Consider the following 24,167-nt stretch of genomic DNA (forward strand, 5'->3'; position numbering starts at 1 on the left):
CGGGTGATCCAGTACGCCGCGGCAGCGGTTATTGATATCGTGCGGCAAGGTTTGCTGGATCGCCCGGTCAAGCCGGGCGATGACAGCAGTGAGTGCGGCCAAGGCAGATGTCAGACTCTCAAAATCCCTCCGCCGAAGACTCCCTCATCGCGCGCTATTTCAAGCCGCTGGCGACCGACCCCGGTGCGTTCGGGCTGGTGGACGATGCGGCCGTGCTGTCCTCGTCCGGCGACGACATCGTGGTCACCACGGACGCCATTGTCGAGGGCGTGCATTATCTTGCCACCGATCCCCCCGATACCATCGCGCGAAAGGCGCTGCGGGTGAACCTGTCCGATCTTGCGGCCAAGGGCGCCGCCCCCGCCGGCTTTGTGCTCACGCTGGCGCTTCGGAGCACGGAGGATTCCTGGCTCGGGTTGTTTGCGGATGCGCTCGGCGCGGACGCCAAGAGCTTCGGCTGCCCGTTGCTCGGAGGCGACACGGTGTCGACGCCGGGACCGCAGATGATCTCGATCACCGCGTTCGGCCGCGTGCCGAAGGGGCGGATGGTCGGCCGCACCGGCGCGCGTCCGGGCGACCTGATCCTGGTGACCGGAACGATCGGCGATGCCGCGCTCGGCCTTGATGTGCTCACCGGCGGCGCGGCGGCCGCGGCACTCGCGTCCGAACCGGCTGCGAGGGATGTCCTCGTCTCGCGTTACCGGGTCCCGCAGCCGCGCAACGTGCTGGCGCAGGCCGTGCGCGACCACGCGACGGCGGCGATGGACGTCTCCGACGGGCTCGCCGGCGATCTGACCAAACTCTGTGCAGCATCCGGCGTCTCGGCCATTGTTGATGTGGCGCGCGTGCCGCTGTCAGCCGCGGCGGCCGACCTGATCGCGCGGAATATCGTTAGCGTTGAGACGCTCATTGCGGGAGGCGACGACTACGAAGTGCTGTGCACGCTTCCGCCGGCGCAAAGCGGTGCGCTGATTGCCGCCGGGCAGGCGGCAGGCGTGGCCATCACGGCGATCGGCACCATTGTCGCGGGCCATGACCAGCCGCGCTTTTTGGACAGGCAGGGCCAGGAACTCGCCTTGAAGCGTCTGTCCTACAGTCACTTCTAAAGCATGATCCGGAAAAGTGCGAAGCGGTTTTCCGGAAAGATCATGAGCGAACGACAATCTAAAGCGCGATGACGATTCATCCAAATCTCATCGCGCTTTAGGGCCGCAATCCCCGCGCCAGCCAACCCTTGTATCGCGTCCATTGGTGCAAAAGCAGCCCATGGGTGCGATTCGATGACAGCGATCGTTTCGGGTTTGAGCGGGCCGCTGGCCGCTTCGAGACGGGAGTGCGGCGGCTGCACGCTTTGCTGCAAAGTCTACAACGTGGTCGCATTCGGCAAGCCCGCGGGCAAATGGTGCTCGCATTGCGCGCCGGGTCGAGGCTGCAATATCCACGACAATCTGCCGGCGGAGTGCGCGGCGTTCGATTGTCTCTGGAAAACCATGCCGGCATTGCCGATGCATTGGAAGCCCGATCAGGCGAAGATGGTGCTGACCGTGCATCCCCAGACCAACAACATCCAGGTCGTGGTCGATCCCGGACAGAAGTCGGCATGGACCCGGCAGCCTTATCACGGTCAGTTGCGCTCGCTGGCGAAGAGCAACATGGCCAAAGGCCATCTGGTGATCGTGTTCGTCGGCGAAATGGCGACGCTGATCCTGCCCGACCAGGATGTGCAGCTCGGCGTCCTCACGCTCGAGCAGGTCGTCTCGGTGACGCTGGAGGCGGGCCCCAGCGGCGGCGCCTACGAGGTCAAGATCTTCAACCGGCGCGCAACGGCTGGCGGGCAGACCCTCGAATTGGCGTCGGCCTCCCTTCATCCCGTGAGGTCGGCAGCTTAGAGGCCGGCGTCCCAGGCGCTCGGGATTAGGTCTAAATACTTGCCGAGATCGGCTTTTTCGGCCCTATCCGGCGTTGCACCATCAATTCGATTTTGGCAAGCTTGTGGTCGACTAGGGCCGCCCCTTCGGGCAAGGGGCGGCCCTGTTCAACATAAGGGCGCCGCTCCGTTTGACGGAAAAACAACAGGCGCCGGGGGTACGTACATCAAGGATCTGAGGCAAAAATCAAATGACAGCATTATGGTTGATAGTGCTCTGCGGAGTGCTTTCCGTCGTCTACGCGATTTGGGCGACGTCTTCAGTGTTGAGCGCGGATGCGGGGTCGCCGCGCATGCAGGAGATCGCGGGAGCGGTGCGTGAAGGCGCACAGGCCTATCTCCGGCGCCAGTACACCACGATCGGTATCGTCGGCATCGTCATCTTCGTGCTGCTTGTCTATTTCCTCGGGCTTTATGTCGCGATCGGTTTTGCCATCGGCGCCATCCTGTCGGGAGCAGCCGGCTTCATCGGCATGAACGTTTCCGTTCGCGCCAATGTGCGCACCGCCCAGGCCGCGACGACGTCGCTGGCCGGCGGCCTCGAACTCGCCTTCAAGGCGGGAGCCATTACCGGCATGCTGGTGGCCGGTCTCGCGCTGCTCGGTGTGACGCTCTATTTCGGCTTCCTGACCTATTCGCTGAAGCTCGCGCCCGATAGCCGTACCGTGGTCGACGCCATGGTGGCGCTCGGCTTCGGCGCCTCGCTGATCTCGATCTTCGCCCGTCTGGGCGGTGGCATCTTCACCAAGGGCGCGGATGTCGGCGGCGACCTCGTGGGCAAGGTCGAAGCGGGTATCCCGGAGGACGATCCGCGCAACCCCGCGACGATCGCCGACAATGTCGGCGACAACGTGGGCGACTGCGCCGGCATGGCCGCCGATCTGTTCGAGACCTATGCGGTGACCGCGGTCGCCACCATGGTGCTCGCGGCGATCTTCTTCGCCAAGACGCCGATCCTCATGAGCATGATGACGCTGCCGCTCGCCATCGGCGGCATCTGCATCATCACCTCGATCATCGGAACTTTCTTCGTGAAGCTCGGGCCGAGCCAGTCGATCATGGGCGCGCTCTACAAGGGCCTGATTGCAACCGGCGTCCTGTCGCTGATCGGCATCGCCGGCGTGATCTACTACCTGATCGGCTTCGGCAAGCTCGACGGCGTCGACTATACCGGCATGGCGCTGTTCGAATGCGGCGTGGTCGGCCTCGTCGTCACGGCGCTGATCATCTGGATCACCGAATACTACACCGGCACTGACTATCGCCCGGTGAAGTCGATCGCGGCGGCCTCGGTGACCGGTCACGGCACCAACGTGATCCAGGGTCTTGCCATCTCGATGGAAGCGACCGCGCTGCCCGCGATCGTCATCATCGCCGGCATCCTCGTCACCTACAGCCTTGCCGGCCTGTTCGGCATTGCGATCGCGACCGCCACCATGCTGGCGCTGGCCGGCATGATCGTCGCGCTCGACGCCTTCGGCCCGGTCACCGACAACGCCGGCGGCATCGCCGAGATGGCGGGTCTGCCAAAGGAAGTGCGCAAGTCCACCGACGCGCTCGACGCGGTCGGCAACACCACCAAGGCGGTGACCAAGGGCTACGCGATCGGCTCCGCCGGTCTCGGCGCACTGGTGCTGTTTGCGGCCTATAATCAGGACCTCAAATTCTTCATCGCGGACGCGGCGAACCACGTCTACTTCAAGGGCGTCAATCCGGACTTCTCGCTCAACAACCCCTACGTGGTGGTGGGCCTGCTGTTCGGCGGTCTGTTGCCGTATCTGTTCGGCGCGATGGGCATGACGGCGGTGGGCCGAGCGGCCAGCGCCATCGTCGAAGAGGTGCGCCGCCAGTTCCGCGAGAAGCCGGGCATCATGCAGGGCACCGACAAGCCGGATTACGGCAAGGCGGTCGACCTTCTGACCAAGGCGGCGATCAAGGAAATGATCATTCCGTCGCTGCTTCCGGTGCTGTCGCCGATCTTCGTCTACTTCGTGATCTACGCCATCGCGGGCGGTGGCGCGGCCGGCAAGTCGGCCGCGTTCTCCGCCGTCGGTGCGATGCTGCTCGGCGTGATCGTGACGGGTCTGTTCGTCGCGATCTCCATGACCTCGGGCGGCGGCGCCTGGGACAACGCCAAGAAGTACATCGAGGACGGTCATTACGGCGGCAAGGGCTCTGATGCCCACAAGTCGGCCGTGACCGGAGACACCGTCGGCGATCCCTACAAGGATACGGCGGGCCCCGCGGTGAACCCGATGATCAAGATCACCAACATCGTGGCCCTGCTGCTGCTGGCGATCCTGGCGCACTGAGAAGCGACAACACCGCGAACGCAAGACCCCGCGGCGCGAGCCGCGGGGTCTCTTTTTTGCAGATGAGCTCGAACCGGACCGTCCTTGGCGCCGGGCCGGCGAAATCCCCACGGGGCTCACTTCAAGCAGCGATGGCGACCGGTACGACCGGGAAGTCAATGTCGGTGTGCGCCACGTTGTTGGTGAAGTTGGTCAGTACGTTCATCGCCACATGCGCAACCACTTCAAGGATACGCGCATCGTCGAGGCCGGCGTTGTGTGCCGCGGCAAGATCCGCGTCGCTCACTGCGCCGCGCGTCTCGATCAGGCGCGCGGCAAGCGCAGCTACCGCGTTGTCCTGCGCATCCTGGGCCTTGCCCTCGCGGGCGGCGCGAACCCCTTCGGGTGACAGGCCGGCACCCTTGCCGAGCAGGGTGTGGGCCGACAGACAATATTGGCACTGATTGGCCTGGCCGGTGGCGAGAGCAACAATCTCGCGCTGTCGTGGCGTCAGCAGGCCGGCGGCCAGGGCATTGCCAAGGGCGAGATAGCCGTTGAGGGCTGCCGGGGCATGCGCGAGAGTGGAATGCAGGTTCGGCACCATGCCGACCTTGGCCTTCACGGCATCCAGCGTTGCCTTTGTCGTAGTGTCGATCTTCGTGGTGTCTACGGTGGGGATACGGGGCATATCAGGGTTCCTTCTGGTTGGTGCCGGGGTTGCACAACACCCTCATGCTCCTTTATCAGTCACAATTGGTGCTTGTTATTTTGCAGATCGTACCAGATGGACCATTTTGAAGCCCTGTTCCGCCATGGCGTGCCCAGCGCCCGTACGTTCTTTTCCGGTAATCTGTGCGAGGGCGTCGGCTTCGAGAACGCCGATGGGCTTGGCTACCTCCATATCCTCCACGGCGGCCGGCTGCTGGTATCGGGCAACGGCCCGCCCTTCGAACTGACCCGTCCGAGCCTGCTGCTGCTGCCGCGTCCGACGGCGCACAGATTCGAGCCTGATGCCGACGTCGGTGCTGACCTCGTCTGCGCCACCATCCGGCTGGGCGGTGAACAGACCAATCCCATTGCTGTGGGGCTGCCCGACCTGGTTGTGATCCCCTTCGACAGTAGTCCCACGATAGCCCCCACACTCGAGCTATTGCTGGGCGAGGCTTCCGCCAGGAATGACGGGCGGCAGGTCGCGCTGGATCGCCTCTTCGAATATCTGCTCGTCCAGATCGTTCGCCATGTGGTTGGCGAGGGGATCGTGACGGGCGGGGTGTTGGCGGCGCTGGCCGATCCGTCGCTGGCGCGCGCGTTGACCGCGATGCATGAAGAGCCTGCCCGGCCGTGGACACTGGACGACCTCGCGGACGTCGCGGGCATGTCGCGCACCGCTTTCGCGCGCCGATTTCGTGCTATCGCCGGATCGACTCCGATCGATTACCTGATCCGATGGCGAATGACGCTGGCGCAAGGCATGTTGCGCGAGGGCAAACCCGTGAAAGCCGTGGCGGCCGCCGTGGGCTACGATAGCCCGGCGGCATTGACCCGTAGCTTCGCCAAGGTGATCGGTGTCTCGCCCCGGCATTGGCTGGCTACACGGGGCGGATGATTCAGCAGCAGAGCCGTCAGCCGCGACTGCTGGTCACTGCACGTCCATCTGCAGCCCTTCCTTTTGGATGATGCCGGCGAACTTCTTCGTCTCGGCGTCCACGAAGTCGGCGAATTGCTGCGGAGTGCCGTAGTCGGTGCGCGCGCCCATGGCGGCGATGTTCTTCTTGATGTCGTCGCGCTCCAGCATTGCCTTGACCTGGAGATTGACTGCCTCGAGCACGGGGGCGGGGACGCCTTTGGGCAGAAACACTGCGAACCACGACGATACGTCGAAATTCGCAAGCTCCGGCGCACTCTCGCGCATGGTCGGCAGGTTCGGTGCGAGATCGCTGCGCTCGGTGGTGGTGACGCAGAGGCCGTTCAGCGTGCCGTTCTGCACCTGCGGCAGGCTCGGATAGAGATTGTCGAACAGGATCTGGATGTCGCCGGCGAGCGCGGCCTGAAGCGCAGGTCCAGCGCCGCGGAACGGGATATGCGTCATCTTCAGCCCGGTGAGTTGCAGAAACCACGCGCCCGTGAGGTGAGGGCTCTGGCCGACGCCGGAGGAGGCGTAGCTGAGCTTGTCCGGATTGGCCTTGAGAAAGGCGATCAGTTCGGCAACCGACTTGATGCCGGTCTTGGGATGCGCCGACACGATGTTCGGGATCCGGATCATGTTGCTAACCGGCTGGAGCTGGTCCGGCCTGTAGGCGAGGTTCTTGAAGATGCTGTAGGCGATCGCGTTCGGACCGGGATTGCCGATCAGGATGGTGTGACCATCAGCCTTGGAGCGAACCACCTCGGCGGTCCCGATCGTGCCACCGCCGCCCGAGCGATTCTCCACCACCGCGGTCTGGCCCCAAGCGGATTGGAGATGGGCGGCGAGCAATCGGCCCATCACATCGGTCGAGCCGCCGGCTGCAGCCGGCACGATGATGCGGACATTCTCGGTCGGCTTCCAGTCCGCAAGGCTCGATCGCGGCAGGATCGCTGCGGCGGTCAGGCCAGCGGCCCCCGCAAGCACGTGGCGGCGTGACAGAACTTTGTTGGGCACGAATCCACTCCCAGCTTCTTGTTTTGCCGGGAGCGTAGGGAACCGGCCGCACAACGGCAAGTCGCGCGCGACCAATCGCAGCGTGCGGAGAGCGGCACGACGCCGCAGGCAGATGGTGTCAGCTCACGATTTCAGTTGAAGCTGAGCAGCTTGAACAGCGGCGCGAGGTAGCTCATCTCCTGGCCCGACGTTGGCGTGGTCCGGCTGATGGAGTCGAAGATCTTGCCGTCCTGGAGGCCGTAATTCGCCAGCCGCCGCACGCGCCTGTTCTTGTCGAAATAGATCGCGATCACACGCTGGTCGACGACCCTCTGGTTCATGAAGGCGACCATGCGCTCCGAGCGCTGCGAGATGTAATAGAACACCTCGCCGTCCAGCGTCGCAACCGTCGAGGGTGTGCCCATCACGATCAGCACCTGGTCCTGGCTCGCGCCGATCGGAATCTGCTCGAGGGCGCCGGGCGGCAGGATATAGCCCTTCTGAAACTGCTCACCGGTGCAGCCGGCGAGCGCAGCGCCAACCAATGTCACGACGGCGAGCATGCGCAGGCCGCGCCAACGAGAATTCAAGCCGCGCCGCTCGGTTGCGCGCAGGTCGGTCTGGTTCGTTATCGTCATAGCGGAACTGATTCCGTCCCCTTGCGTCGCGCGAGGCGCTGAAGTACCGGGCGGAGGCTCTGAATGCAACACGCGCGCGCCCGCTTGCGGAAACCACAATGCTTTGGCCGTTCAATCACTTCAGGAAACCCCGGCTAACCCCGGCCGGCACCATTGAAGCCATCTATGGCATGATCGTGACGCAGGCGCGAGAACCTATATTTTACCGGGACTTGGGCGTGCCGGATACCGTTAACGGCCGTTTCGACCTGTTGCTGTTGCACCTCTGGCTGTTGCTGCGGCGGCTCAGGACTGTCGCCCAGGGCGGAACGGAGCTGTCGCAGGCCCTGTTCGACCGCTTCTGCGAGGACATGGACGACAATCTGCGCGAGATGGGGGTGGGCGACCAAACGGTCCCGAAGCGCATGCGGGCCTTCGGCGAGGCCTTTTATGGCCGGGTCCAGGCTTACGACCAGGCGACTGAGACAGGCGCAGAAGCGCTGGCGCAGGCGATCTGCAAGAATATCTTGAATGGCACCGGGGTCGATCAGGCGCGGCGGCTCGCTGCCTACGCGGTTGCAGCGGATGCCGAGCTTGGCCAGACCGACGATGCCGCGCTGCTGCGCGGAGTCTTCAGGTTTCCGGCACCGCTTCGGGAGGGTGAAACATCATGAACAGACCGATGACCGGATCAGAACCCGATCCCTGGCGCTCGCCTGTCACCGTTGCGCAGATTCCGGATACGGGGCTGCACCGTCAGCTCGAAGCCTCGCCGGCCGAGCGTCGGGCGATGGCCGATCTCGCAGGCGTGCGCGACATCGTGTCGGCCCATGCCGACTTCGACGTTGAGCCGAAGAGCGGCGGCCGGGTCCAGGTCATTGGCCGCGTCCGGGCCCGGGTCGGTCAGACCTGTGTCGTCACGCTCGATCCGATCGAGAGCGAGATCGACGAGGAGGTCGATCTGACCTTTGCGCCCGAGGCAGAACGCCGGCGGCTTGCGGACCTGATCGAGGAGGGCCAGGACGACGCGGAGCCGCCGGAGGTCGCCGATCCGCCGGAGGCTATCGTCAACGGAATGATTGACCTTGGCCGAATTGCGACGGATGCGCTGTTCCTGGCGATCGACCCTTATCCCCGCAAGCCGGGTGCCGTGTTCGAGGCAGAGGTCACCGCACCCGATCTCGACGATCATCCCTTCGCGGCGCTGAAGGCACTTCAGGACGACAAGAAGAGGGGCAAATAGCTCGGTCGCCCCCGTAAGACCGCTGTGTTGCCTGTATGAGGTCTTTGCCGGACTGGTTTGAAAATTTGTCACATCCTTTTGATTTTCATGTCATTTCTTCAGATTTAAATGCCCGTTGAAGGATCGCCCCTCATCCAAAAGGCTGGGGGCAAGAGGTTGTTTCGGGATAACAAAACGCTATTGTCCGCCCCCGGTCCGGGTGCAGCGTGGCGCTTGGCCGGTCGTCATATCCATGACGACCCATTCCGCGGCCCCGCTGATCGACGACCGCGCCAGACCAGGTTTCCGGGATTTTGATGCCAAGCAAGGTTCGTATCGCGCTTGACGCCATGGGGGGCGACGTCGGCGCCGCAGTCGTCGTTCCTGGTGCGGCTATCTCGCTCGGCAGGCATCCCAAGACCGAGTTTCTGCTGGTGGGGGATCGCGCCAGGATCGAGCCCGAGCTCGATCGGTATCCTACGCTCAAGATCGCTTCGAAGATCATCCATACCGACGTTGCGGTGAGCGGCTCGGACAAGCCGAGCCAGGCGCTGCGCCGCGGCCGCAAGACCTCCTCGATGTGGCTTGCCATCGACGCAGTGAAGAGGGGCGAGGCGGATGTGGCCGTTTCCGCCGGCAATACCGGCGCGCTGATGGCGATGGCGCGTTTCCATCTGCGCACGCTGCCCGGTATCGACCGCCCCGCGATCACCGCGGTGTGGCCGACCATGCGAGGCTCTTCCGTCGTGCTCGACCTCGGCGCCACGATCGGCGGCGATGCACGCCATCTGGTGGCGCTCGCGGTGATGGGGGCCGCCATGGCGAGCGTGGTGTTCGACAAGAAGCGCCCGACCGTCGGCCTGCTCAACATCGGGACTGAGGAGATCAAGGGGCACGAGGAGATCCGCGAGGCCGGCGAGATCCTGCGCGCGATGAACCTGCCGGAACTCGATTATGTCGGCTTCGTCGAAGGCGACGGCATCGGCAAGGGGCTGGCCGATGTGATCGTCACCGAAGGGTACAGCGGCAACATTGCCTTGAAGGCTGCCGAGGGAACCGCGCGCCAGATGGCGGACTTGCTCCGCAACGAGATCCAGCGGAGCTGGCTGTCCAGGATCGGTTACCTCTTTGCCCGCAATGCTTTCCAGGCCTTGCGTGACAAAATGGATCCGAACAAATCGAACGGCGGCGTGCTGCTCGGGCTGAACGGGCTCGTGGTCAAAAGCCATGGCGGAATTAATGCCGAAGGCTTTGCCTATGCGATCGATGTTGGTTATGAGATGGCCAAGTTCGATCTTCTGAACAAGATCAATCAGATGCTCAACCGCGATGGGGGTGCGCTCGGTTCCGTGCCAACCGCGCCGGAGGATGTTTCGTGACCAAGATTCGTTCGGTCGTGCTGGGCTGCGGCTCCTATTTGCCGGAGCAGGTCGTGACCAATGCTCAGTTGGCGGCGCGCATCGACACCTCCGACGAGTGGATCGTGCAGCGGACCGGCATTCGCGAGCGGCACATCGCGGCAGAGGGCGAGTTCACGTCGCATCTTGCGATCAAGGCGGCGCAGGCCGCGCTTGCCGATGCCGGCGTGGATGCGCAGTCGATCGAGTTGATCGTGCTGGCGACCTCGACGCCGGACAACACGTTTCCCGCAACCGCGGTCGCGGTGCAGCACGGGCTCGGCATCAATCACGGCGCGGCGTTCGACCTGCAGGCAGTGTGCTCGGGCTTCGTGTTCGCGCTCGCGACCGCCGACAACTTCCTGCGCACCGGCGCCTTCAAGCGGGCTCTGGTGATTGGCGCCGAGACCTTCTCGCGCATCCTCGACTGGAACGACCGCGGCACCTGCGTGCTGTTCGGCGATGGCGCCGGCGCGGTCGTGCTCGAGGCGCAGGAGCAGCAGGGCAAGGCTGCCACCGATCGTGGCGTCGTGACCACGCATCTGCGCTCCGATGGCCGTCATAAAGCCAAGCTGTTCGTCGATGGCGGGCCGTCCTCGACCCGGACGGTCGGTCATCTGCGCATGGAAGGCCGGGAGGTCTTCAAGCATGCCGTCGGCATGATCACCGACGTGATCGTCGATGCGTTCGAGGCGACCGGCTTGAATGCCGACAGCATCGACTGGTTCGTGCCGCACCAGGCCAACAAGCGAATCATCGACGCCTCAGCCCACAAGCTCCATATCGCGCCGGAAAAGGTGGTGCTGACGGTGGACCGTCACGGCAATACCTCGGCGGCCTCGATCCCCTTGGCGCTCTCGGTGGCACGCAAGGACGGCCGCATCAAGCGCGGCGATATGGTTCTCCTGGAGGCCATGGGCGGGGGCTTCACCTGGGGCTCTGCGCTGGTGCGCTGGTAAAGCTACATCGATAAAATTTTCCCGGAATCAGCGCCTGATATCGATGCGTCTGCATTGATGAGCGGTGTTGACCCCTGTATCGTAAGCTCATAATTTCAGACAAGAATTGTTCGCCGTGATGTGGGGCAGGGCGATGACCGATACAAGTAAAACCGTAACGCGTGTGGATCTCTGTGAGGCCGTCTACCAGAAGGTGGGACTGTCGCGCACGGAATCGTCCGCCTTCGTGGAACTCGTGCTGAAGGAGATCACCGATTGCCTCGAAAAGGGCGAGACGGTGAAGCTGTCCTCGTTCGGGTCCTTTATGGTCCGCAAGAAGGGCCAGCGAATCGGCCGTAACCCGAAGACCGGCACCGAGGTGCCGATCTCGCCGCGCCGGGTGATGGTGTTCAAGCCGTCCGCGATTCTCAAGCAGCGGATCAACGCCCAGCACCGCACCAATGGCGATGCCAGCAAGGCGCAACCCGAGGCGTAATTGCCCAACGGATAAGGATTGGCATTTGGACAAGGCGCCGGATGCGTTCCGAACCATCAGCGAAGTAGCGCAGGAACTCGACATTCCGCAGCACGTGCTGCGGTTCTGGGAGACCCGCTTCTCCCAGATCAAGCCGATGAAGCGCAGCGGCGGCCGTCGCTACTACCGTCCCGACGACGTCGACCTGCTCAAGGGCATCCGCAGGCTGCTCTACGGGGAGGGCTACACCATCCGCGGTGTGCAGCGGATCCTGAAAGAGCACGGCATCAAATCGGTGCAGGGTCTGGCCGACGGCTCGGCGGCGGTCTCGTTCGGGGCGATCGAGGACGCCATCGGCGCGAGCCTGATGGAGCCGGACGACGAGGCGCCCATCAAGGGCGTCACGGAGGCCGACGAGGACGACTACCAGGGCGACGAAGAGGAGGGCATCGACTTCCGCTTCACCGAGGTCGACGACGAGGACATCCTGACCACCTTCCGCAAGGGCGGCACGACCGCCGCGCCGGCCGGCCCCAGCGCGCTGGACCGGGAACGGCTGGGACGAGTGCTCGCGGACCTCGTCGCCTGCAAGGACATGCTGGACCAGGCGCTGAAGGACGGCTGAAGGCGCCTTTCCTCAGCCGTGCCGGCTGTTCCCGGGGCTTTCGGCGAACGCACCAAAATCGTGTGGCTTGCCTTGCGCAAAGCGGCGATCCTAGCTAATGGAACGACGTTCGGAGCGTGGCGCAGCCCGGTTAGCGCACTAGTCTGGGAGACTAGGGGTCGGAGGTTCAAATCCTCTCGCTCCGACCATTTTCTTCAAGAAATCGACCAATCGTTTGGCTTCGCGGATCAGCGGGCGATCTCCTGTCGTCCGGCAATCCGTGTCAGCGGCTGGCGATCAGCACCGGCTGTGCGGACATTGCTGGTCCGCGGGAGCCTTGCCGCGCGCCCATGTCGGGACGGCGAAGGCAAGTTGATATTGCCCCATCGTGTCCACGAAGGAGGCTTGTGCGCTCTCCAGGCGCTTGGACAGCCCACCGATATTCAGGTCCAGGGCCGCGTCGAGGGCCAGAAGCGACATCGATACGCATGCAATCGTCACTGCGATGGCCATCGCCTTCCATTCCGGTGACTTAATCATTTGATCTTCTCAGGTAATTACCTGCCCGGTTAGATAGGGCTTTTGCGCAGGATTCAACCCCCGCGCGGGTTCGCGCACGCGTTCTTGAAGTGCGACAATTCTTTAACGAGGCGAAGTGCTTCGTTCTGATCGTCGCGAATCGATCGCGGCTGGGATTCGATGATTTTCGGCGATGAGGCCAGGTCCAGCAGCGAAACGCTAAATGGAGGGCCGCAGATATCCACCGCCATGCGCGTCGTCTCGTCCACCAGAGTCCTGACCATCTTGTCCGGCAGTGTGCCGGCGACGGCCGAACTGTTGCGGATGTTGCTCGAGGATGCCGGGCAGGCCAAGGTGACGGTGGTCGGCAATTCCGCCGGCGCGGGCCTTGCGCTTGCTGCGTGCCGATGGCTACGCGATCATGGCCATCGGCAACCCAGCCGGCTGGTGCTGATTTCGCCTGCGGCTGATGCGTCTGTCAGCCGTCCCGAGCAGGTAGAGATCGCATCGCGCGATCCGATGCAGGATATTCCGGGGATCCTCGAGGCGGGACGGCTCTATGCAGGCGACCTCGATGTCGGCCATCCCTTCGTCAGCCCACTCAACGGCGCCTTCCGTTCGCTCGCGCCGATGACGATCTTTTCGGGAACGCGTGATCTGCTCTACCCCGATAGCGTCGATCTCGCCGCGCGTGCGAGGGGCGCGGGCGTACCGGTCGAACTGCATCTGTGGCGAGAGCAGCCGCATGATTATGCGCTGATGCCGACGCCGGAAGGGCGACGCGTCCGCGCGTTGATTTTTGGCACGGTGGCTTAGCGAAAGACCGTGATCGCTGTCACAGAGTGTGCGCAGCTCTGAGCTTCCCTGCGCTGATGGTGCCCGCGCGGAGGCACACAAAGCGGCCCCCGGCGCATCTCGTCGATCTAAGTAGTTTTGCGGGGCCTTAGGCGTGGCCCTTGATCTCGTAGTGGCCCGGCACGCATTTGTAGCGCTCGAGGCGCCAATTTGCGTGATAGATCGGATGTTCATCCATCCATTTGGCGAGCGGAGCCTGCGCGCCGACGGCACATGCCATCATCGACATGTCGGGCGTCATGTTGCTGTCGGTCACAATCTCCTCGACACAGCTGCCTGAAGCAGCAGCGCCGAGCCGGCAGAGTACGGCAACGACGGTTATGAACATTCCAGTCACCTCATCGGTAGTTTCGACCACGAGGAGGATGCAAGCCGAGTGCCACAGCCAGTGTCGGAAACGACACGCTGGCTGTGCCTGCTCGCCCCAGAGCCCCATTTGACGATTCGGATTGTAAAAAAATTGTCATTAAACCGAAGCCGGATAACTACGGGGAACCCGATTGGCCGCCGACCTGTCGCGGTAGGGCCACGGCAGCGGGACAAGGATGCGCAAGCGACGTCGGAATAATCCGTGCGTCGAAATAAGCCGCGCTGGTCGCTGCCATCGCTTCGGCCGGCTTTTGCGCCTGGATGTTGTGCTGCTACATTTGCGCACGTCGCATGCGCGGCGCGCCAATGACGAAGAAACAGGCCGACAAGGGGAGGGACTGAAGTCCCATGAAGGAATTTGCTGGAAAGATCGCCGTCATCACCGGTGGCGGCACGGGTATGGGGCGCGAGCTCGCCAGGCAGCTCGTTGCCGAGGGCTGCAATGTCGCGATGTGCGACATCTCGGAAGCTGCGATGGCCGAGACCAAGCGGCTCTGCGAGATCGAGAAACTGCCGCAGGGCCTGCGCGTCACGACCCATGTGGCCGACGTCTCGATCGAGGATCATCTCAAGCGCTTTCGCGACGAGCTCGCCGAACAGCAGAAGACCGACAAGATCCATTTGCTGTTCAACAATGCCGGCATCGGCGGTGGCGGCAGCCTGTTCACCAACACGCGCGAGCAGTGGGAGCGCACCTTCAACATCTGTTGGGGCGGCGTCTATCTCGGCGTCCGCACCTTCCTGCCAATGCTGGTTGCGGCGGATGAAGCCCACATCATCAATACCGCCAGCGTCAACGGCTTCTGGGCCTCGATCGGGATGGGCAATGCGCATACCGCCTACAGCTCGGCGAAGTTCGCGGTGAAGGGATTCACCGAGGCGCTGATCAACGATCTCCGTCTGCATGCACCGCATGTCAAATGCTCGGTGGTAATGCCCGGCCACATCGGCACCTCGATCGTCTCCAACTCGCGCAAGGTGCAGAGCGGTGACGGATCAGAGCGCCTCAGCGCCGACGAGGTCGTGCTGACGCGCAAGCGCATGGTCGCCGCCGGGGTGCCAGATGCTGACAAATTGTCGGACGAGGATGTCCAGGGGGTGTTCGCCGAGCGCGCCCGCAGCTTCCTCGAGGATGCGCCGACGACCGCTGCACAGGCCGCGAAGATCATTCTGGATGGCGTGAAAGCAGAGCGGTGGCGGATTCTTGTGGGAGATGACGCAAGGCGTCTTGACGAGCGTGTGCGCGCGACGCCCGAGCAGGCCTACGACCGGGCCTTCTACGAAAGCTTTACCCAGGAGGTCGGCTGGCGTCTTGGCTGAGACCATCAACGGTGGCGCGCAGATGTAGGTATGATGGGCATCATCGCAAGCCCGGCGCAGGTAATTTACGCAAGTAAGTTTACGCAAGTCAGTTACCTGTCTCCGCGTGCTGCCACCCTTCATGACGATACGGAATGTCACGCATGCGACATGAGGCAGGCGTTCAAGCGATGGTGATCTCGATGGGGCCCCGTTTGGTGCACGGCAGCTTGGTTGGTGAACCAAAATAGTTTAGTGAATCAAGGTAACGCCACGATCAAGCGTAGCCTCTGATGATACCCGCATCACTCTCCGACGACTTCATGCTCTGCCCGGAGAGAGAGGATATCTCTGCCGAATTCACGCGATTGCTCACTGCGGCGCAGGAGGGGGGCGCTACCATCGCCGAATGCCTGATGATCGCGCGTCAGCTGAAGCGCGGCGACGAGCAGTCCTGGCATCGCGAGTGGAAGAAGCTCGCACAGGCCAACCGGCATCGTGCCGAGGCGGCTTTTGCGGAAGGCCATATGGTCACCGCGCAGCGCAACTGGCTGCGCGCGATGAATTACTACAGCGCGGCAGCAATGCCGCTCGATTCCGCGGACGAGCGCCGCTGGGTCGCAGTGCTCGCGATGCAGGAATGCGCCCGCCGTTTCCTCACGGCGCGGGTCCCGGGCGGCGAAGTCGTGACAATCCCGTGGGTCGAAGGACACGCGCTGCAGGGCTACTTCCTGCCTGCGCCTGCGACGAACGGTCGCGCTCCGACCGTGATTTGCATCGGCGAGCCCGGACATCGCAAGGAAGAATTCCTGGTGAAGCTTGCGCCGCATGCGCGCGAGCGTGGATTTGCGATGCTGGCGCTCGACCTGTTCGGCGACGAGCGCGACGACTATATGGATGTGCTGTTGCAGCGTCGGGATATCGAGAGCTCGATCGCCAGCGTCATGGACTACCTGGAGCTGCGCAGCGACGTCGATTTCGATCGGGTTGCGATCGTGGCCGACGGGTGGGGCTCATCGTTCGTTGCCCGCGCGGTGTTGCAGGAGCCGCGGTTTGCTGCGGCGGTCTGCGATGGCGGTCTGTGGGATCTGCACGAGCGGTCGTTTTTTGCCAGCCGTTTTGCCATGAGGGACCTCAGCATCGTCCCGGTGCCGCATGCGCCGCTGATGGCCTCAAGCGCTGATTGCCCGGTGCTGATCACTTTGGGTGAGGAAGGATGGCTCGAGGCCGACCGGGCGCAACAGATTGTGCAGAAATCCCGGCTGGGCAGTTCGGACATCGTGCTGAAGGTGTTCACCGCAGCGGAGACCGGTGCGGCGCAGGCGCATGCCGACAATCCGAGCCTTGCCAACGAATACATCTTCGACTGGCTCGAATCGCAACTCGGCGCCGCCAGCAAGCGGATCTGAGTGGGGCCGCTGGGCCGAGAAGCGGAACTGGGCCTCAGAAGTCGAGCGAGACCCTGACGCAGGCCTTTTCCAGCCGGTTTTTCAGCGTCGCGAGTTTGGAGGTGAACTCCGTCAGCTCGTTCTCGTCGAACTCCTGGAAAACGAATTCGCGAATCGTCTTGTACTGTTCGTTGAGGCTCGCGATGTGCTTCTGCGTCTTCTCGACCAGCGACAGTCGCACCACGCGGGCGTCAGTCGGCGAGGGGCGGCGGCGCAACAGGCCCTTCTTCTCCAGCAGTTTGGACTGGGTCGTGACGAAGGACGGATCGACGTGAAGCAGCTTGGAGACCACGTTGATGGGCACGCCATCATCCTTGTCGAGGTCGGAAATCGCCATCAGGATCAGCCATTGCGGCCCGCTGATGCCGAGCGTTCTGGCCCAGAACTGACGCAGCTCCTCCAGATACATGTTGATCGACGATATCTCCCAGGTGAACCGCCTGATGATATCGAGATTGCCGCCGGAGCGGAGGCGCGCTCCTTCTTTCCTCGTCGCTGACACAGCGTCCCTCCCGCAAGCTGATTCATTTCGGCCAGTGTTTGCTGCGGGCATAGTCCACGCAAGTCTGCCCTGACGCAAGTGCAGGGCAGGGTAATTGTGTCACGGAAATTACAAATATGATCCTGTCAGCTTTTTGGGCGCTCGAGGACGGTGTTGCTCCGTAGACACAGGGTTAGTGAAACCACAAAGCTGATCTAATAAACTATTTTGATTAACGGAACGGCGCAGGCATATTGATCCGTGACGGTGGGGGGTTCTCGATCGTCCCGTTGCAGGTGGTTCGCTCACGTCCCTCGCGTCGAATGCGGGTGTGTCCGAAAACGCGAAGCGGCCGAGCGGATTGATGAAGAGACGGGGATCTGGGGGGCCTTGCGGTCCGATCCCCGTAATATGAACAACTTGGAGGTTTTAAATGAAAGTGGTGAAGAGCCTTTTGCTCGGCACTGCGGCGGGTCTGATCGCCGTCGGTGGAGCTCAGGCGGCTGATCTTCCGGTCAAGGCCAAGGCGGTCGAATACGTGAAGATCTGCTCGCTGTACGGTGCGGGCTTCTACTACATGCCGGGCACCGATACCTGCATCAAGTTCGGTGGCTACTTGCGCGCTGACGCGATTTTCGGCGGCGCCGGCGACTACGATTTCAACAAAAGCACCAGCTCTGCGAATGGTGGGTCGAACAACCGTCTGACCAACTACTATCTCAGCCGCGCTCGTCTCGACCTCAACATCGATACCCGCACGGCCACGGAATACGGCGTTGTCCGCACCTATGCTGACATGACCTATACCTATACTACGTCCGACGTCACCGGCAGCAACCCGTCCGCGATCTCGGCCAGCGCGCCTTCGCTCGGTCTCTACCACGCGTTCATCCAGTTTGCCGGCTTCACCCTCGGTCGCACCGTCTCGATCTTCGACGCTCCGTGGCAGTCCTATCCGGCTGGCGGTCCCGATACCATTCCGGGCGGCTCCAACCACGTCAACGGCGTGAACCAGGCTGCCTACACGGCTGACTTCGGCCAGGGCATCACCGGTTCGATCGCATTGGAGGAAGAAACGACGGCGTCGAACGGTCAGTCGAACCTGTGGAACGTCTCGTCGGGCACGGCCGCTCAGTTCGTGACGGGCGTTTATGGTGCAAACTCGTGGGGTGGAACACGTTCACCCGATATCATTGGTGCGGTGCGTGTTGACCAGGCCTGGGGTCTGGCCCAACTTTCCGTCGTCGGTCATGACATTCATTCCGGCTACTACGGCGCAACTGAACCCAGCGGTCATCCCAGCGACAAGTGGGGCTGGGCGGTTCAGGGTTCGCTGTCGATCAAGAACATCCCGACCGGTGCGGGCGACTCGATCAACTTGCAGGCCGTCTACACGGACGGTGCAACGCGTTACAACTTCCAGAGCCTGTTCCCGCAGAGCTTCTTCATGTTCAGCGGCAGCGGCTCAGGGGCCTATCAGAGCATCGGTTTCGCCGGTCTTGCTGACGGCGTCTTCGGAACCGGTACCGGCATCGACACCGTCAAAACCTGGGGCGTCCGCGGTGGTTACACCCACAACTGGAGCCCGAACTGGGCGAGCGCCATCTACGGCGGTTACGCTTCGCTGAGCTACGGCTCGACGGGCAAGACCCTGATCTGCACCAACTTCGCGACGATCGCCGTGGCCGGTTCGACCTGTAATCCGGACTTCAACTTCGGTGTCCTCGGTGTCAACACCGTGTGGACCCCGGTCAAGAACCTGGCGTTCACGGCGGACCTGAGCTGGTCGCGTCTGGACCAGAAGTACTCTGGCTTCATCAACTCTCCGGCAATTGCCAGCGCCGCCAAGCCGGCCGCTGTCTATGAGCTGAAGGACCAGAACTCGGTCACCATGATGCTGCGCGCTCAGCGCAACTTCTGATCATCGATCGCGTCAATCGATCGGAAAACCCCGGCGGGCAACCGCCGGGGTTTTTTCTGCAGAAGCGTGATTCTCTAAATCAGAATTCTCCTGCGCGGGCGACGAAGACGAGCTATGCGATTCGATCGCCACCAATTTTATTTACTTACCTGAGTGGCTCAGCTATATAGTGATCAGCCGATTTTGAAAGTCACGGCTCTTAGCTTCACGCTAAGCCTCCAGAAACCTCCGGTAGTGCCCTGCCGGAGGTTTTTCGTTGTCGGGAGGGCGCAGCTTCAGCCGCGCACCACTCGCGCGCGGGAGTTCGGCCGATAGGCGAGGCGGCTGTGGCCGGCGCAATAGGGCTGGCCATCGTGCGCGGCATTGCCGCAGAAGCAGAAATCCTCCGCACCCGGCGTCGAGATCGGCCAGCGGCAGCTGAATTCACCGAGCTCCAGCAGCGAACAGCGATTGGCGTCGTCGATCGGCCCGGTCACCGCCGGCGTGTCCACTTCGCCATAGATCGTGGCGAGCATTTCAAATTGCAGCCGGGGCACCGCTTTTGGCGCGCGCGGGGCTGAAACTCTTTCCTGGAGCCTGCGCTCGTCGACCGAGCGGCCGCGGGTGAGATTCAATCGCGACAGCTTGCCGATCACGGCGTTGCGGCTGACGCCGATGTCGGCTGCGATCTCGCGACAGGACAAGCCTGCCTCGAAATGCTGTTTCAGGAGTTCAATTCGTTCGTTGGTCCAGGTTGGAGAGAGAACAGGCATTTGTAACGGTCCCAGGTTGCGACATCTGGCCAATCGCAGCTCGAGATCCGTCCGCTTCCGTCAGTCGCGCGCTCACGTCCTGCCATTGTCGCGAATCGACAAAAGCCCGTCCTTGATGGCGAGACGGATGCCTTCCTCGATCAAGGTACGTGCGACGCCGGGAACGCTGGTGCCGTGGGTGCCCTGTCTCACCAGTTTTTCCAGATAGGTGATGGTCGAGAGCGCCAAGGTTACGGGAATGCGGTCAGTCTCGGCTTTTTCGGTGGCCATGGCCCGAACGCTAGCCTCTTACTCAGGTACATAAAAGTAACGATTAAGACTCTATTTAGGTTTGAGGAGGGAAGTCAAATCCGGGGTTTTGCGGGGGTGCAGCGCATTGGAATTGCTGCAAAAAATTGGCGTGCGCCGACCTGCCGCGCGGAATGCCGGGCGGGCGGTGTGGCGCCAGCAGATCGGGAGGAGCGACTCGGGCTCAGCCGTGCACGATCGCCTTTTCGACCATGCAATGAATGCCCTTGGAGCCGTTGACGGTCTGGGTCACCCGCAAATCGGCCGCAAGGCTGCACAGCGTATAGGCATCCTCGCGCGACAGGCCTTTGATCTCGCCGAGCAGCACGATCATGTCGCGCAGCGCCCGCACCGCGCATTGGTCGAGATCGGGGTCCATCGCCATGGTCATGTAGTGCGTCGGCGTCTCCGCCCGGGGATAGGCGAAGCGCAAATCCTTGCGCAGCGTCAGCCGGAAGCGGCCCTGCAGCGCGGTTTCGATCGCGGTGACGCAGACCTCGCCGTCGCCCTGCACGCCATGGCCGTCGCCGCACGAGAACATCGCGCCCGGGACGAACGCCGGCAGATACAGCGTCGCGCCGGCGCCGAGCTCCTTGTTATCGAGATTGCCGCCCATCGCGCGCGGAACGAGCGAGGAAATGCGCCCCCAGGCCGATGGCGGCGAAACTCCCATCACGCCGAAGAAGGGCCGGAGCGGCAGGTCGAGGCCCCAGGGCATCCGGCCGACCATGCGCGTCCGATCCAAGGGAATGTTGAGGAGGCGCGTCTCGTGGAAATCGTCGGGCAAGGTGCCGGACAACGGCCTGATCAGATTCCAGCCCCAGTCCTGCCGAAGCTGAACGTCGAGGATATCAACCTGGAGCACGTCGCCGGGTTCGGCCCCGTCGATCGCGATAGGGCCGGTCAGGATGTGGCCGGGGACCATGCGCTCGCTTTTGGCATGAACCTCGAATGTCTCCGGCGGGATGTGAAACTTGGTCCGATCGGGCAGGACGTCCGGACCGCCGCTGATGGTATCGACCGTCACCTCGTCGCCGCTCCTGACTGTGAGAACGGGCTTGAGTGCGGCTTCGAAGAAGCCCCAATGGCAGGTCTCGGGGCTGGAATGCAGGTGATGATGGGTCATTTGCGGGGTCCATCCGGTTTCATCGGATCTTGCTATGCCTGGACTTGACCCGGTAATCGATCCTCTTCCAAGAAGATTTCTGAAGATAGGCGGGCAGGTCAACCCCGCTCATGTACGATCATTTTCAGCGAGGTCTGTCCTGTTCTTCATTCTTTCCAAGACTCTTGGCGCCGCGGTGCTGCCGGTCAATCTTCTGGTCGAGCTCGGAATCATTTCGCTCGTGCTGATGGCAACGCGCTTTGCCGGGCTTGGCCGGAAGCTGGCCGCGACGACGCTGGTGTTGCTCGCGCTCGCCGCCTTTTCGCCGCTGGGCCAACTCTTGCTCTATCCGCTGGAGTCGCGATTTCCGCCATGGGATCCGTCGCGTGGAGCGCCCGACGGCATCATCGTGCTGGGTGGCTCCGTCGATACCGATCTGTCGGCCGCGCACAACACGCCTGTCGTGCCACGCGCGGCCGATCGGCTGTTCGCAACCGCGCAGCTGGCGCGAAATTATCCGAATGCGCGCGTCGTCTTTACTGGCGGTTCGGCGAACCTGCTCTTTGATAGCGCCAAGGAAGCCGATTATTCTGCGCCGATCCTGGAGAATGCGGGTATCCGCAAGGATCGCCTGATCCTGGAACGGGAGTCGCGCAATACTTACGAGAATGCGATCTTCACGAAGCAACTCGTGTCGCCCAAACCGGGCGAGCGATGGCTGCTGGTGACGTCGGCCTTCCACATGCCGCGCTCGATGGGAATCTTCCGCAAGGCGGGTTTCGACGTCGAGGCCTATCCCGTGGACTGGCGCATGGGCGGGCGCGAGGATCTCTTTACGTTCACCAATATGAGTCTGGATGGGCTCGGCCGGACGGATGTCGCCGTGCGCGAATGGATCGGCCTCGTGGCCTATCGCCTGGCGGGCCGGACCAGCGATTTGCTTCCAGGCCCCGCCAGGGACTAGAAATCCCGCCAGGGACTAGAAATCCCGCCAGGGACTAGAAACGACGACAATACCAAGATGATCGGCGCATGATCGCCGGCCCGGAGGACGCCATGCAGCAGAGTGCGGAGACAGTCGACCTTGCCGGCCTTGTTGCCGATCTCAACAATCTGCTGCGGCTGAAAACCACGGTGATCGGCATGAAGCTGTTCGCCCGCGCCGAAGACATGGAGGCGATCCCGAAGATCAGGCGACCCAACGCCGTCCATACCACCGACCAGATCGTCAGCATGGCCTCGCGGCTCGGCTGGACCGTCGGCATCACAGGTGACGACCTCGTCGGCGCGCAGTGCCGCGCGGTGATCGGGCTCGCGCCGCAGGACGAGAAATGGCTCGCCGGCGAAAATTATGTCGGGGTCTGGCATGGCACCGCCGAGGACGCACGCAAGCGCCAAGAGGCACTGGACGTGGTTCCGTTCGGCCGGTATCAGGCGCTGGCGGTGAGCCCGCTCGCGAGCGGCAGGCTCAATCCGCCCGATATCTGCCTCGTCTACGCGACGCCGGGACAGATGATCATCCTGATCAACGGGCTGCAATATACCGGCTACAAGAAATTCGAATGGGGCGTGGTCGGGGAGACCGCTTGCGCGGATTCCTGGGGGCGCGCGTTGAAGTCAGGCGAGCCCAGCCTGTCCTTGCCATGCTATGCCGAACGGCGCTATGGCGGCGTGCCGGACGAGGAAATGCTGATGGCGCTCAAGCCACATCATCTGGCCAAGGCAATCGAGGGCATGACGGCGCTGGCCAAAAACGGCCTGCGCTATCCGATACCGCCCTATGGGATTCAAAGCGACGTCCGTGCCGGCATGGGCGTGAGTTACGCGAAGAAGTAGTGGCAAAGAAATAAAGGACGACCATGAGCTCTGCGAAATTCGACATCGTCGTCTACGGCGCGACCGGTTTCACCGGCCAGCTCGTCGCCGAATATCTGGCTGCGCACTACAAGCACGACACGCAGCTCAAATGGGCGATGGCGGGCCGCAGTCTCGACAAGCTGAAATCCGTGCGCGATGCGATCGGCGCGCCCGCGGACGCGCCGCTCATCGTTGCCGATGCATCCGACGCCGCCTCGCTGAAGGCGATGGCGGAGCAGACCATGTCGGTCATCACGACGGTCGGTCCGTATCAGCGCTACGGAGAGGAGCTGCTCGCTGCCTGCGTTGCGACCGGCACCGATTATTTCGATCTCTGCGGCGAGCCGATCTGGATGCGGCAGATGATCGACAAGTATGAAGCTGCCGCCAAGGATAGCGGCGCGCGCATCGTATTCTCTTGCGGCTTTGACTCCGTGCCGTTCGAGCTCGGCACGTTCTTTGTGCAGGAAGAAGCCAAGCGCGTGTTCGGCGCACCGGCTGCGCGGGTGAAGGGCCGCGTGCGTGACATGCGCGGTACGCTTTCGGGTGGCACCGCGGCGAGCGCCAAGGCGACCTTCGATGCGGTTGCCAAGGACATGCGCCTCGTCGCGATCCTGAACGATCCTTTCGCGCTGACGCCGGGCTTTACCGGTCCGAAGCAGCCGAGGGGTAACAAGCCGCTGATCGAGCAGGATTTGAATTCCTGGGCCGCGCCGTTCATGATGGCGTTGATCAACACCCGCAACGTTCATCGCTCCAACATGCTGATGGGCTTTCCCTACGGCCAGGACTTCGTCTACGACGAGATGGTTCTGACCGGTCCCGGCGAAAAGGGCGAGGCCAACGCCAGGCGCGTGATGGCGGCCAACGCCGAGAAGACCGGCCCGAGCGCACCGAAGCCGGGCGAGGGGCCGTCGAAGGAGGAGCGCGAGAACGGGCTCTTCAATTTGCTCTATGTCGCGATCGCGCCCGATGGCCGCATGGTTCGGGCCGGCGTCACCGGCGACCGCGATCCCGGCTACGGCTCGACCTCCAAGATGATCTCGGAATGCGCGATCTGCATGCTGCGCGAAGCGACTGATGTCGCTGCCGGCTTCTGGACTCCGGGGGCAGCGATGCAGCACAAGCTGATCAAGCGGCTGCGGGACAATGCAGGGTTGACGTTCGAGGTGGAAGCGTAAG

Annotated in this window: 27 protein-coding genes and 1 tRNA gene; 18 read left to right on the top strand and 10 right to left on the bottom strand. The window is 62.9% G+C overall.

Annotated features, from left to right (window positions below; translation table 11 throughout):
• Nucleotides 1–107 precede the first annotated feature (107 nt).
• The 3 genes from thiL (at nucleotide 108) to JQ621_RS00240 (ending at nucleotide 4,239) form a co-directional block, all read left to right on the top strand.
• Nucleotides 108–1,106 carry a thiamine-phosphate kinase gene (gene thiL / locus JQ621_RS00230; RefSeq protein WP_212232436.1) on the top strand — a complete coding sequence of 333 codons (999 nt, stop codon included), beginning with the start codon at nucleotides 108–110 and terminating at the stop codon, nucleotides 1,104–1,106.
• Between the two features lie 174 nt (nucleotides 1,107–1,280).
• Nucleotides 1,281–1,889 (top strand): hypothetical protein, encoded by a 609-nt coding sequence (locus JQ621_RS00235; RefSeq protein ID WP_212232437.1) that lies wholly within the window; start codon nucleotides 1,281–1,283, stop codon nucleotides 1,887–1,889.
• Nucleotides 1,890–2,118: 229 nt separating this feature from the next.
• Nucleotides 2,119–4,239 (top strand): sodium-translocating pyrophosphatase, encoded by a 2,121-nt coding sequence (locus JQ621_RS00240; protein WP_212232438.1) that lies wholly within the window; start codon nucleotides 2,119–2,121, stop codon nucleotides 4,237–4,239.
• A 121-nt stretch (nucleotides 4,240–4,360) separates the two neighbouring features.
• On the opposite strand, the gene JQ621_RS00245 is transcribed toward JQ621_RS00240, so the two are convergent.
• The gene (locus tag JQ621_RS00245; RefSeq protein ID WP_212232439.1) at nucleotides 4,361–4,906 is read right to left on the bottom strand and encodes a carboxymuconolactone decarboxylase family protein; all 546 of its coding nucleotides are present in this window, start codon (nucleotides 4,904–4,906) and stop codon (nucleotides 4,361–4,363) included.
• Nucleotides 4,907–5,002: 96 nt separating this feature from the next.
• On the opposite strand from JQ621_RS00245, the gene JQ621_RS00250 reads away from it, so the two are divergent.
• Nucleotides 5,003–5,824, top strand: a complete 822-nt coding sequence (locus JQ621_RS00250; RefSeq protein WP_212232440.1) for a helix-turn-helix transcriptional regulator — start codon at nucleotides 5,003–5,005, stop codon at nucleotides 5,822–5,824.
• Nucleotides 5,825–5,857: 33 nt separating this feature from the next.
• On the opposite strand, the gene JQ621_RS00255 is transcribed toward JQ621_RS00250, so the two are convergent.
• Both JQ621_RS00255 and JQ621_RS00260 read right to left on the bottom strand, forming a co-directional pair.
• Nucleotides 5,858–6,859, bottom strand: a complete 1,002-nt coding sequence (locus JQ621_RS00255; RefSeq protein WP_212232441.1) for a Bug family tripartite tricarboxylate transporter substrate binding protein — start codon at nucleotides 6,857–6,859, stop codon at nucleotides 5,858–5,860.
• Between the two features lie 131 nt (nucleotides 6,860–6,990).
• Nucleotides 6,991–7,476 (bottom strand): outer membrane protein assembly factor BamE, encoded by a 486-nt coding sequence (locus JQ621_RS00260; RefSeq protein ID WP_212232442.1) that lies wholly within the window; start codon nucleotides 7,474–7,476, stop codon nucleotides 6,991–6,993.
• A 98-nt stretch (nucleotides 7,477–7,574) separates the two neighbouring features.
• Here JQ621_RS00260 and JQ621_RS00265 point away from each other — a divergent pair, with 98 nt between their 5' ends.
• The 7 genes from JQ621_RS00265 to JQ621_RS00295 all read left to right on the top strand — a co-directional run bounded on the left by JQ621_RS00265 (nucleotide 7,575) and on the right by JQ621_RS00295 (nucleotide 12,300).
• A complete protein-coding gene (locus JQ621_RS00265) occupies nucleotides 7,575–8,129 on the top strand; it encodes a ubiquinol-cytochrome C chaperone family protein (RefSeq protein WP_212232443.1) in 555 nt (184 codons plus the stop codon).
• On the top strand, nucleotides 8,126–8,698 hold the full coding sequence (locus tag JQ621_RS00270) for a YceD family protein (protein WP_212232444.1): 573 nt from the start codon (nucleotides 8,126–8,128) through the stop codon (nucleotides 8,696–8,698). Before JQ621_RS00265 ends, JQ621_RS00270 begins: the two co-directional genes overlap by 4 nt.
• A 296-nt stretch (nucleotides 8,699–8,994) precedes the next feature.
• Nucleotides 8,995–10,056 (top strand): phosphate acyltransferase PlsX, encoded by a 1,062-nt coding sequence (gene plsX, locus JQ621_RS00275; protein WP_212232445.1) that lies wholly within the window; start codon nucleotides 8,995–8,997, stop codon nucleotides 10,054–10,056.
• The gene (locus JQ621_RS00280; RefSeq protein ID WP_212232446.1) at nucleotides 10,053–11,033 is read left to right on the top strand and encodes a beta-ketoacyl-ACP synthase III; all 981 of its coding nucleotides are present in this window, start codon (nucleotides 10,053–10,055) and stop codon (nucleotides 11,031–11,033) included. Before plsX ends, JQ621_RS00280 begins: the two co-directional genes overlap by 4 nt.
• Before the next feature lie 133 nt (nucleotides 11,034–11,166).
• Nucleotides 11,167–11,508, top strand: a complete 342-nt coding sequence (locus JQ621_RS00285) for an integration host factor subunit alpha (protein WP_177243187.1) — start codon at nucleotides 11,167–11,169, stop codon at nucleotides 11,506–11,508.
• Between the two features lie 25 nt (nucleotides 11,509–11,533).
• Nucleotides 11,534–12,112, top strand: a complete 579-nt coding sequence (locus JQ621_RS00290) for a MerR family transcriptional regulator (protein WP_212232447.1) — start codon at nucleotides 11,534–11,536, stop codon at nucleotides 12,110–12,112.
• A gap of 110 nt (nucleotides 12,113–12,222) precedes the next feature.
• A tRNA-Pro gene (locus JQ621_RS00295) sits at nucleotides 12,223–12,300 on the top strand.
• Between the two features lie 88 nt (nucleotides 12,301–12,388).
• Here JQ621_RS00295 and JQ621_RS00300 read toward each other — a convergent pair.
• Both JQ621_RS00300 and JQ621_RS00305 read right to left on the bottom strand, forming a co-directional pair.
• Complete coding sequence (locus JQ621_RS00300; protein ID WP_249124551.1) at nucleotides 12,389–12,631, bottom strand: hypothetical protein; 243 nt, start codon at nucleotides 12,629–12,631, stop codon at nucleotides 12,389–12,391.
• A 53-nt stretch (nucleotides 12,632–12,684) separates the two neighbouring features.
• Nucleotides 12,685–12,861 (bottom strand): hypothetical protein, encoded by a 177-nt coding sequence (locus JQ621_RS00305; RefSeq protein ID WP_212232448.1) that lies wholly within the window; start codon nucleotides 12,859–12,861, stop codon nucleotides 12,685–12,687.
• Here JQ621_RS00305 and JQ621_RS00310 point away from each other — a divergent pair.
• Nucleotides 12,860–13,426 (top strand): alpha/beta hydrolase fold domain-containing protein, encoded by a 567-nt coding sequence (locus JQ621_RS00310; RefSeq protein ID WP_249124553.1) that lies wholly within the window; start codon nucleotides 12,860–12,862, stop codon nucleotides 13,424–13,426. The two genes, JQ621_RS00305 and JQ621_RS00310, sit on opposite strands and share 2 nt — an antisense overlap.
• Nucleotides 13,427–13,553: 127 nt before the next feature.
• Here the strand turns inward: JQ621_RS00310 and JQ621_RS00315 are convergent, their stop codons facing one another.
• On the bottom strand, nucleotides 13,554–13,793 hold the full coding sequence (locus JQ621_RS00315) for a hypothetical protein (RefSeq protein WP_102667339.1): 240 nt from the start codon (nucleotides 13,791–13,793) through the stop codon (nucleotides 13,554–13,556).
• Between the two features lie 389 nt (nucleotides 13,794–14,182).
• Here JQ621_RS00315 and JQ621_RS00320 point away from each other — a divergent pair, with 389 nt between their 5' ends.
• Both JQ621_RS00320 and JQ621_RS00325 read left to right on the top strand, forming a co-directional pair.
• A complete protein-coding gene (locus JQ621_RS00320) occupies nucleotides 14,183–15,154 on the top strand; it encodes an SDR family NAD(P)-dependent oxidoreductase (protein ID WP_212232449.1) in 972 nt (323 codons plus the stop codon).
• 272 nt (nucleotides 15,155–15,426) lie between these two features.
• Nucleotides 15,427–16,542, top strand: coding sequence for an alpha/beta hydrolase family protein (locus tag JQ621_RS00325; RefSeq protein WP_212232450.1), 1,116 nt, complete (start codon nucleotides 15,427–15,429; stop codon nucleotides 16,540–16,542).
• 34 nt (nucleotides 16,543–16,576) lie between these two features.
• Here the strand turns inward: JQ621_RS00325 and JQ621_RS00330 are convergent, their stop codons facing one another.
• Entirely contained in the window at nucleotides 16,577–17,083 is a 507-nt protein-coding gene (locus JQ621_RS00330) for a MarR family winged helix-turn-helix transcriptional regulator (RefSeq protein WP_212232451.1), read from the bottom strand.
• Between the two features lie 412 nt (nucleotides 17,084–17,495).
• On the opposite strand from JQ621_RS00330, the gene JQ621_RS00335 reads away from it, so the two are divergent.
• Nucleotides 17,496–18,983, top strand: coding sequence for a porin (locus JQ621_RS00335; protein WP_212232452.1), 1,488 nt, complete (start codon nucleotides 17,496–17,498; stop codon nucleotides 18,981–18,983).
• Between the two features lie 275 nt (nucleotides 18,984–19,258).
• On the opposite strand, the gene JQ621_RS00340 is transcribed toward JQ621_RS00335, so the two are convergent.
• The 3 genes from JQ621_RS00340 to JQ621_RS00350 all read right to left on the bottom strand — a co-directional run bounded on the left by JQ621_RS00340 (nucleotide 19,259) and on the right by JQ621_RS00350 (nucleotide 21,149).
• A complete protein-coding gene (locus JQ621_RS00340; protein ID WP_212232453.1) occupies nucleotides 19,259–19,735 on the bottom strand; it encodes a GcrA family cell cycle regulator in 477 nt (158 codons plus the stop codon).
• A 72-nt stretch (nucleotides 19,736–19,807) separates the two neighbouring features.
• Nucleotides 19,808–20,005, bottom strand: coding sequence for a hypothetical protein (locus tag JQ621_RS00345; RefSeq protein ID WP_007603456.1), 198 nt, complete (start codon nucleotides 20,003–20,005; stop codon nucleotides 19,808–19,810).
• 202 nt (nucleotides 20,006–20,207) lie between these two features.
• A complete protein-coding gene (locus JQ621_RS00350; protein WP_212232454.1) occupies nucleotides 20,208–21,149 on the bottom strand; it encodes an acetamidase/formamidase family protein in 942 nt (313 codons plus the stop codon).
• A 175-nt stretch (nucleotides 21,150–21,324) separates the two neighbouring features.
• On the opposite strand from JQ621_RS00350, the gene JQ621_RS00355 reads away from it, so the two are divergent.
• From JQ621_RS00355 to JQ621_RS00365, 3 genes are all read left to right on the top strand, one after another.
• The gene (locus JQ621_RS00355; RefSeq protein ID WP_312015379.1) at nucleotides 21,325–22,092 is read left to right on the top strand and encodes a YdcF family protein; all 768 of its coding nucleotides are present in this window, start codon (nucleotides 21,325–21,327) and stop codon (nucleotides 22,090–22,092) included.
• 68 nt (nucleotides 22,093–22,160) lie between these two features.
• Nucleotides 22,161–22,964: a DUF169 domain-containing protein gene (locus JQ621_RS00360; RefSeq protein WP_409334160.1), complete on the top strand. Its 804-nt coding sequence runs from the start codon at nucleotides 22,161–22,163 to the stop codon at nucleotides 22,962–22,964.
• Nucleotides 22,965–22,987: 23 nt separating this feature from the next.
• Nucleotides 22,988–24,166: a saccharopine dehydrogenase family protein gene (locus tag JQ621_RS00365; protein WP_212232456.1), complete on the top strand. Its 1,179-nt coding sequence runs from the start codon at nucleotides 22,988–22,990 to the stop codon at nucleotides 24,164–24,166.
• The last annotated feature ends 1 nt before the right edge of the window (nucleotide 24,167 follow it).

Source organism: Bradyrhizobium manausense (genome assembly GCF_018129685.1).
Taxonomy (GTDB): domain Bacteria; phylum Pseudomonadota; class Alphaproteobacteria; order Rhizobiales; family Xanthobacteraceae; genus Bradyrhizobium; species Bradyrhizobium manausense_D.

Bases quoted from the DNA above. Each gene is read 5' to 3' on its own strand.
- JQ621_RS00310 (WP_249124553.1), top strand. From the start codon at position 12,860: ATGCGCGTCGTCTCGTCCACCAGAGTCCTGACCATCTTGTCCGGCAGT.
- JQ621_RS00250 (WP_212232440.1), top strand. From the start codon at position 5,003: ATGGACCATTTTGAAGCCCTGTTCCGCCATGGCGTGCCCAGCGCCCGT.
- thiL (WP_212232436.1), top strand. From the start codon at position 108: ATGTCAGACTCTCAAAATCCCTCCGCCGAAGACTCCCTCATCGCGCGC.
- JQ621_RS00240 (WP_212232438.1), top strand. From the start codon at position 2,119: ATGACAGCATTATGGTTGATAGTGCTCTGCGGAGTGCTTTCCGTCGTC.
- JQ621_RS00320 (WP_212232449.1), top strand. From the start codon at position 14,183: ATGAAGGAATTTGCTGGAAAGATCGCCGTCATCACCGGTGGCGGCACG.
- JQ621_RS00285 (WP_177243187.1), top strand. From the start codon at position 11,167: ATGACCGATACAAGTAAAACCGTAACGCGTGTGGATCTCTGTGAGGCC.
- JQ621_RS00245 (WP_212232439.1), bottom strand. From the start codon at position 4,906: ATGCCCCGTATCCCCACCGTAGACACCACGAAGATCGACACTACGACA.
- JQ621_RS00270 (WP_212232444.1), top strand. From the start codon at position 8,126: ATGAACAGACCGATGACCGGATCAGAACCCGATCCCTGGCGCTCGCCT.
- JQ621_RS00365 (WP_212232456.1), top strand. From the start codon at position 22,988: ATGAGCTCTGCGAAATTCGACATCGTCGTCTACGGCGCGACCGGTTTC.
- JQ621_RS00325 (WP_212232450.1), top strand. From the start codon at position 15,427: ATGATACCCGCATCACTCTCCGACGACTTCATGCTCTGCCCGGAGAGA.
- JQ621_RS00360 (WP_409334160.1), top strand. From the start codon at position 22,161: ATGATCGCCGGCCCGGAGGACGCCATGCAGCAGAGTGCGGAGACAGTC.
- JQ621_RS00235 (WP_212232437.1), top strand. From the start codon at position 1,281: ATGACAGCGATCGTTTCGGGTTTGAGCGGGCCGCTGGCCGCTTCGAGA.
- JQ621_RS00300 (WP_249124551.1), bottom strand. From the start codon at position 12,631: ATGATTAAGTCACCGGAATGGAAGGCGATGGCCATCGCAGTGACGATT.
- JQ621_RS00345 (WP_007603456.1), bottom strand. From the start codon at position 20,005: ATGGCCACCGAAAAAGCCGAGACTGACCGCATTCCCGTAACCTTGGCG.
- JQ621_RS00350 (WP_212232454.1), bottom strand. From the start codon at position 21,149: ATGACCCATCATCACCTGCATTCCAGCCCCGAGACCTGCCATTGGGGC.
- JQ621_RS00340 (WP_212232453.1), bottom strand. From the start codon at position 19,735: ATGCCTGTTCTCTCTCCAACCTGGACCAACGAACGAATTGAACTCCTG.
- JQ621_RS00260 (WP_212232442.1), bottom strand. From the start codon at position 7,476: ATGACGATAACGAACCAGACCGACCTGCGCGCAACCGAGCGGCGCGGC.
- JQ621_RS00315 (WP_102667339.1), bottom strand. From the start codon at position 13,793: ATGTTCATAACCGTCGTTGCCGTACTCTGCCGGCTCGGCGCTGCTGCT.
- JQ621_RS00265 (WP_212232443.1), top strand. From the start codon at position 7,575: ATGCTTTGGCCGTTCAATCACTTCAGGAAACCCCGGCTAACCCCGGCC.
- JQ621_RS00305 (WP_212232448.1), bottom strand. From the start codon at position 12,861: ATGGCGGTGGATATCTGCGGCCCTCCATTTAGCGTTTCGCTGCTGGAC.
- plsX (WP_212232445.1), top strand. From the start codon at position 8,995: ATGCCAAGCAAGGTTCGTATCGCGCTTGACGCCATGGGGGGCGACGTC.
- JQ621_RS00335 (WP_212232452.1), top strand. From the start codon at position 17,496: ATGAAAGTGGTGAAGAGCCTTTTGCTCGGCACTGCGGCGGGTCTGATC.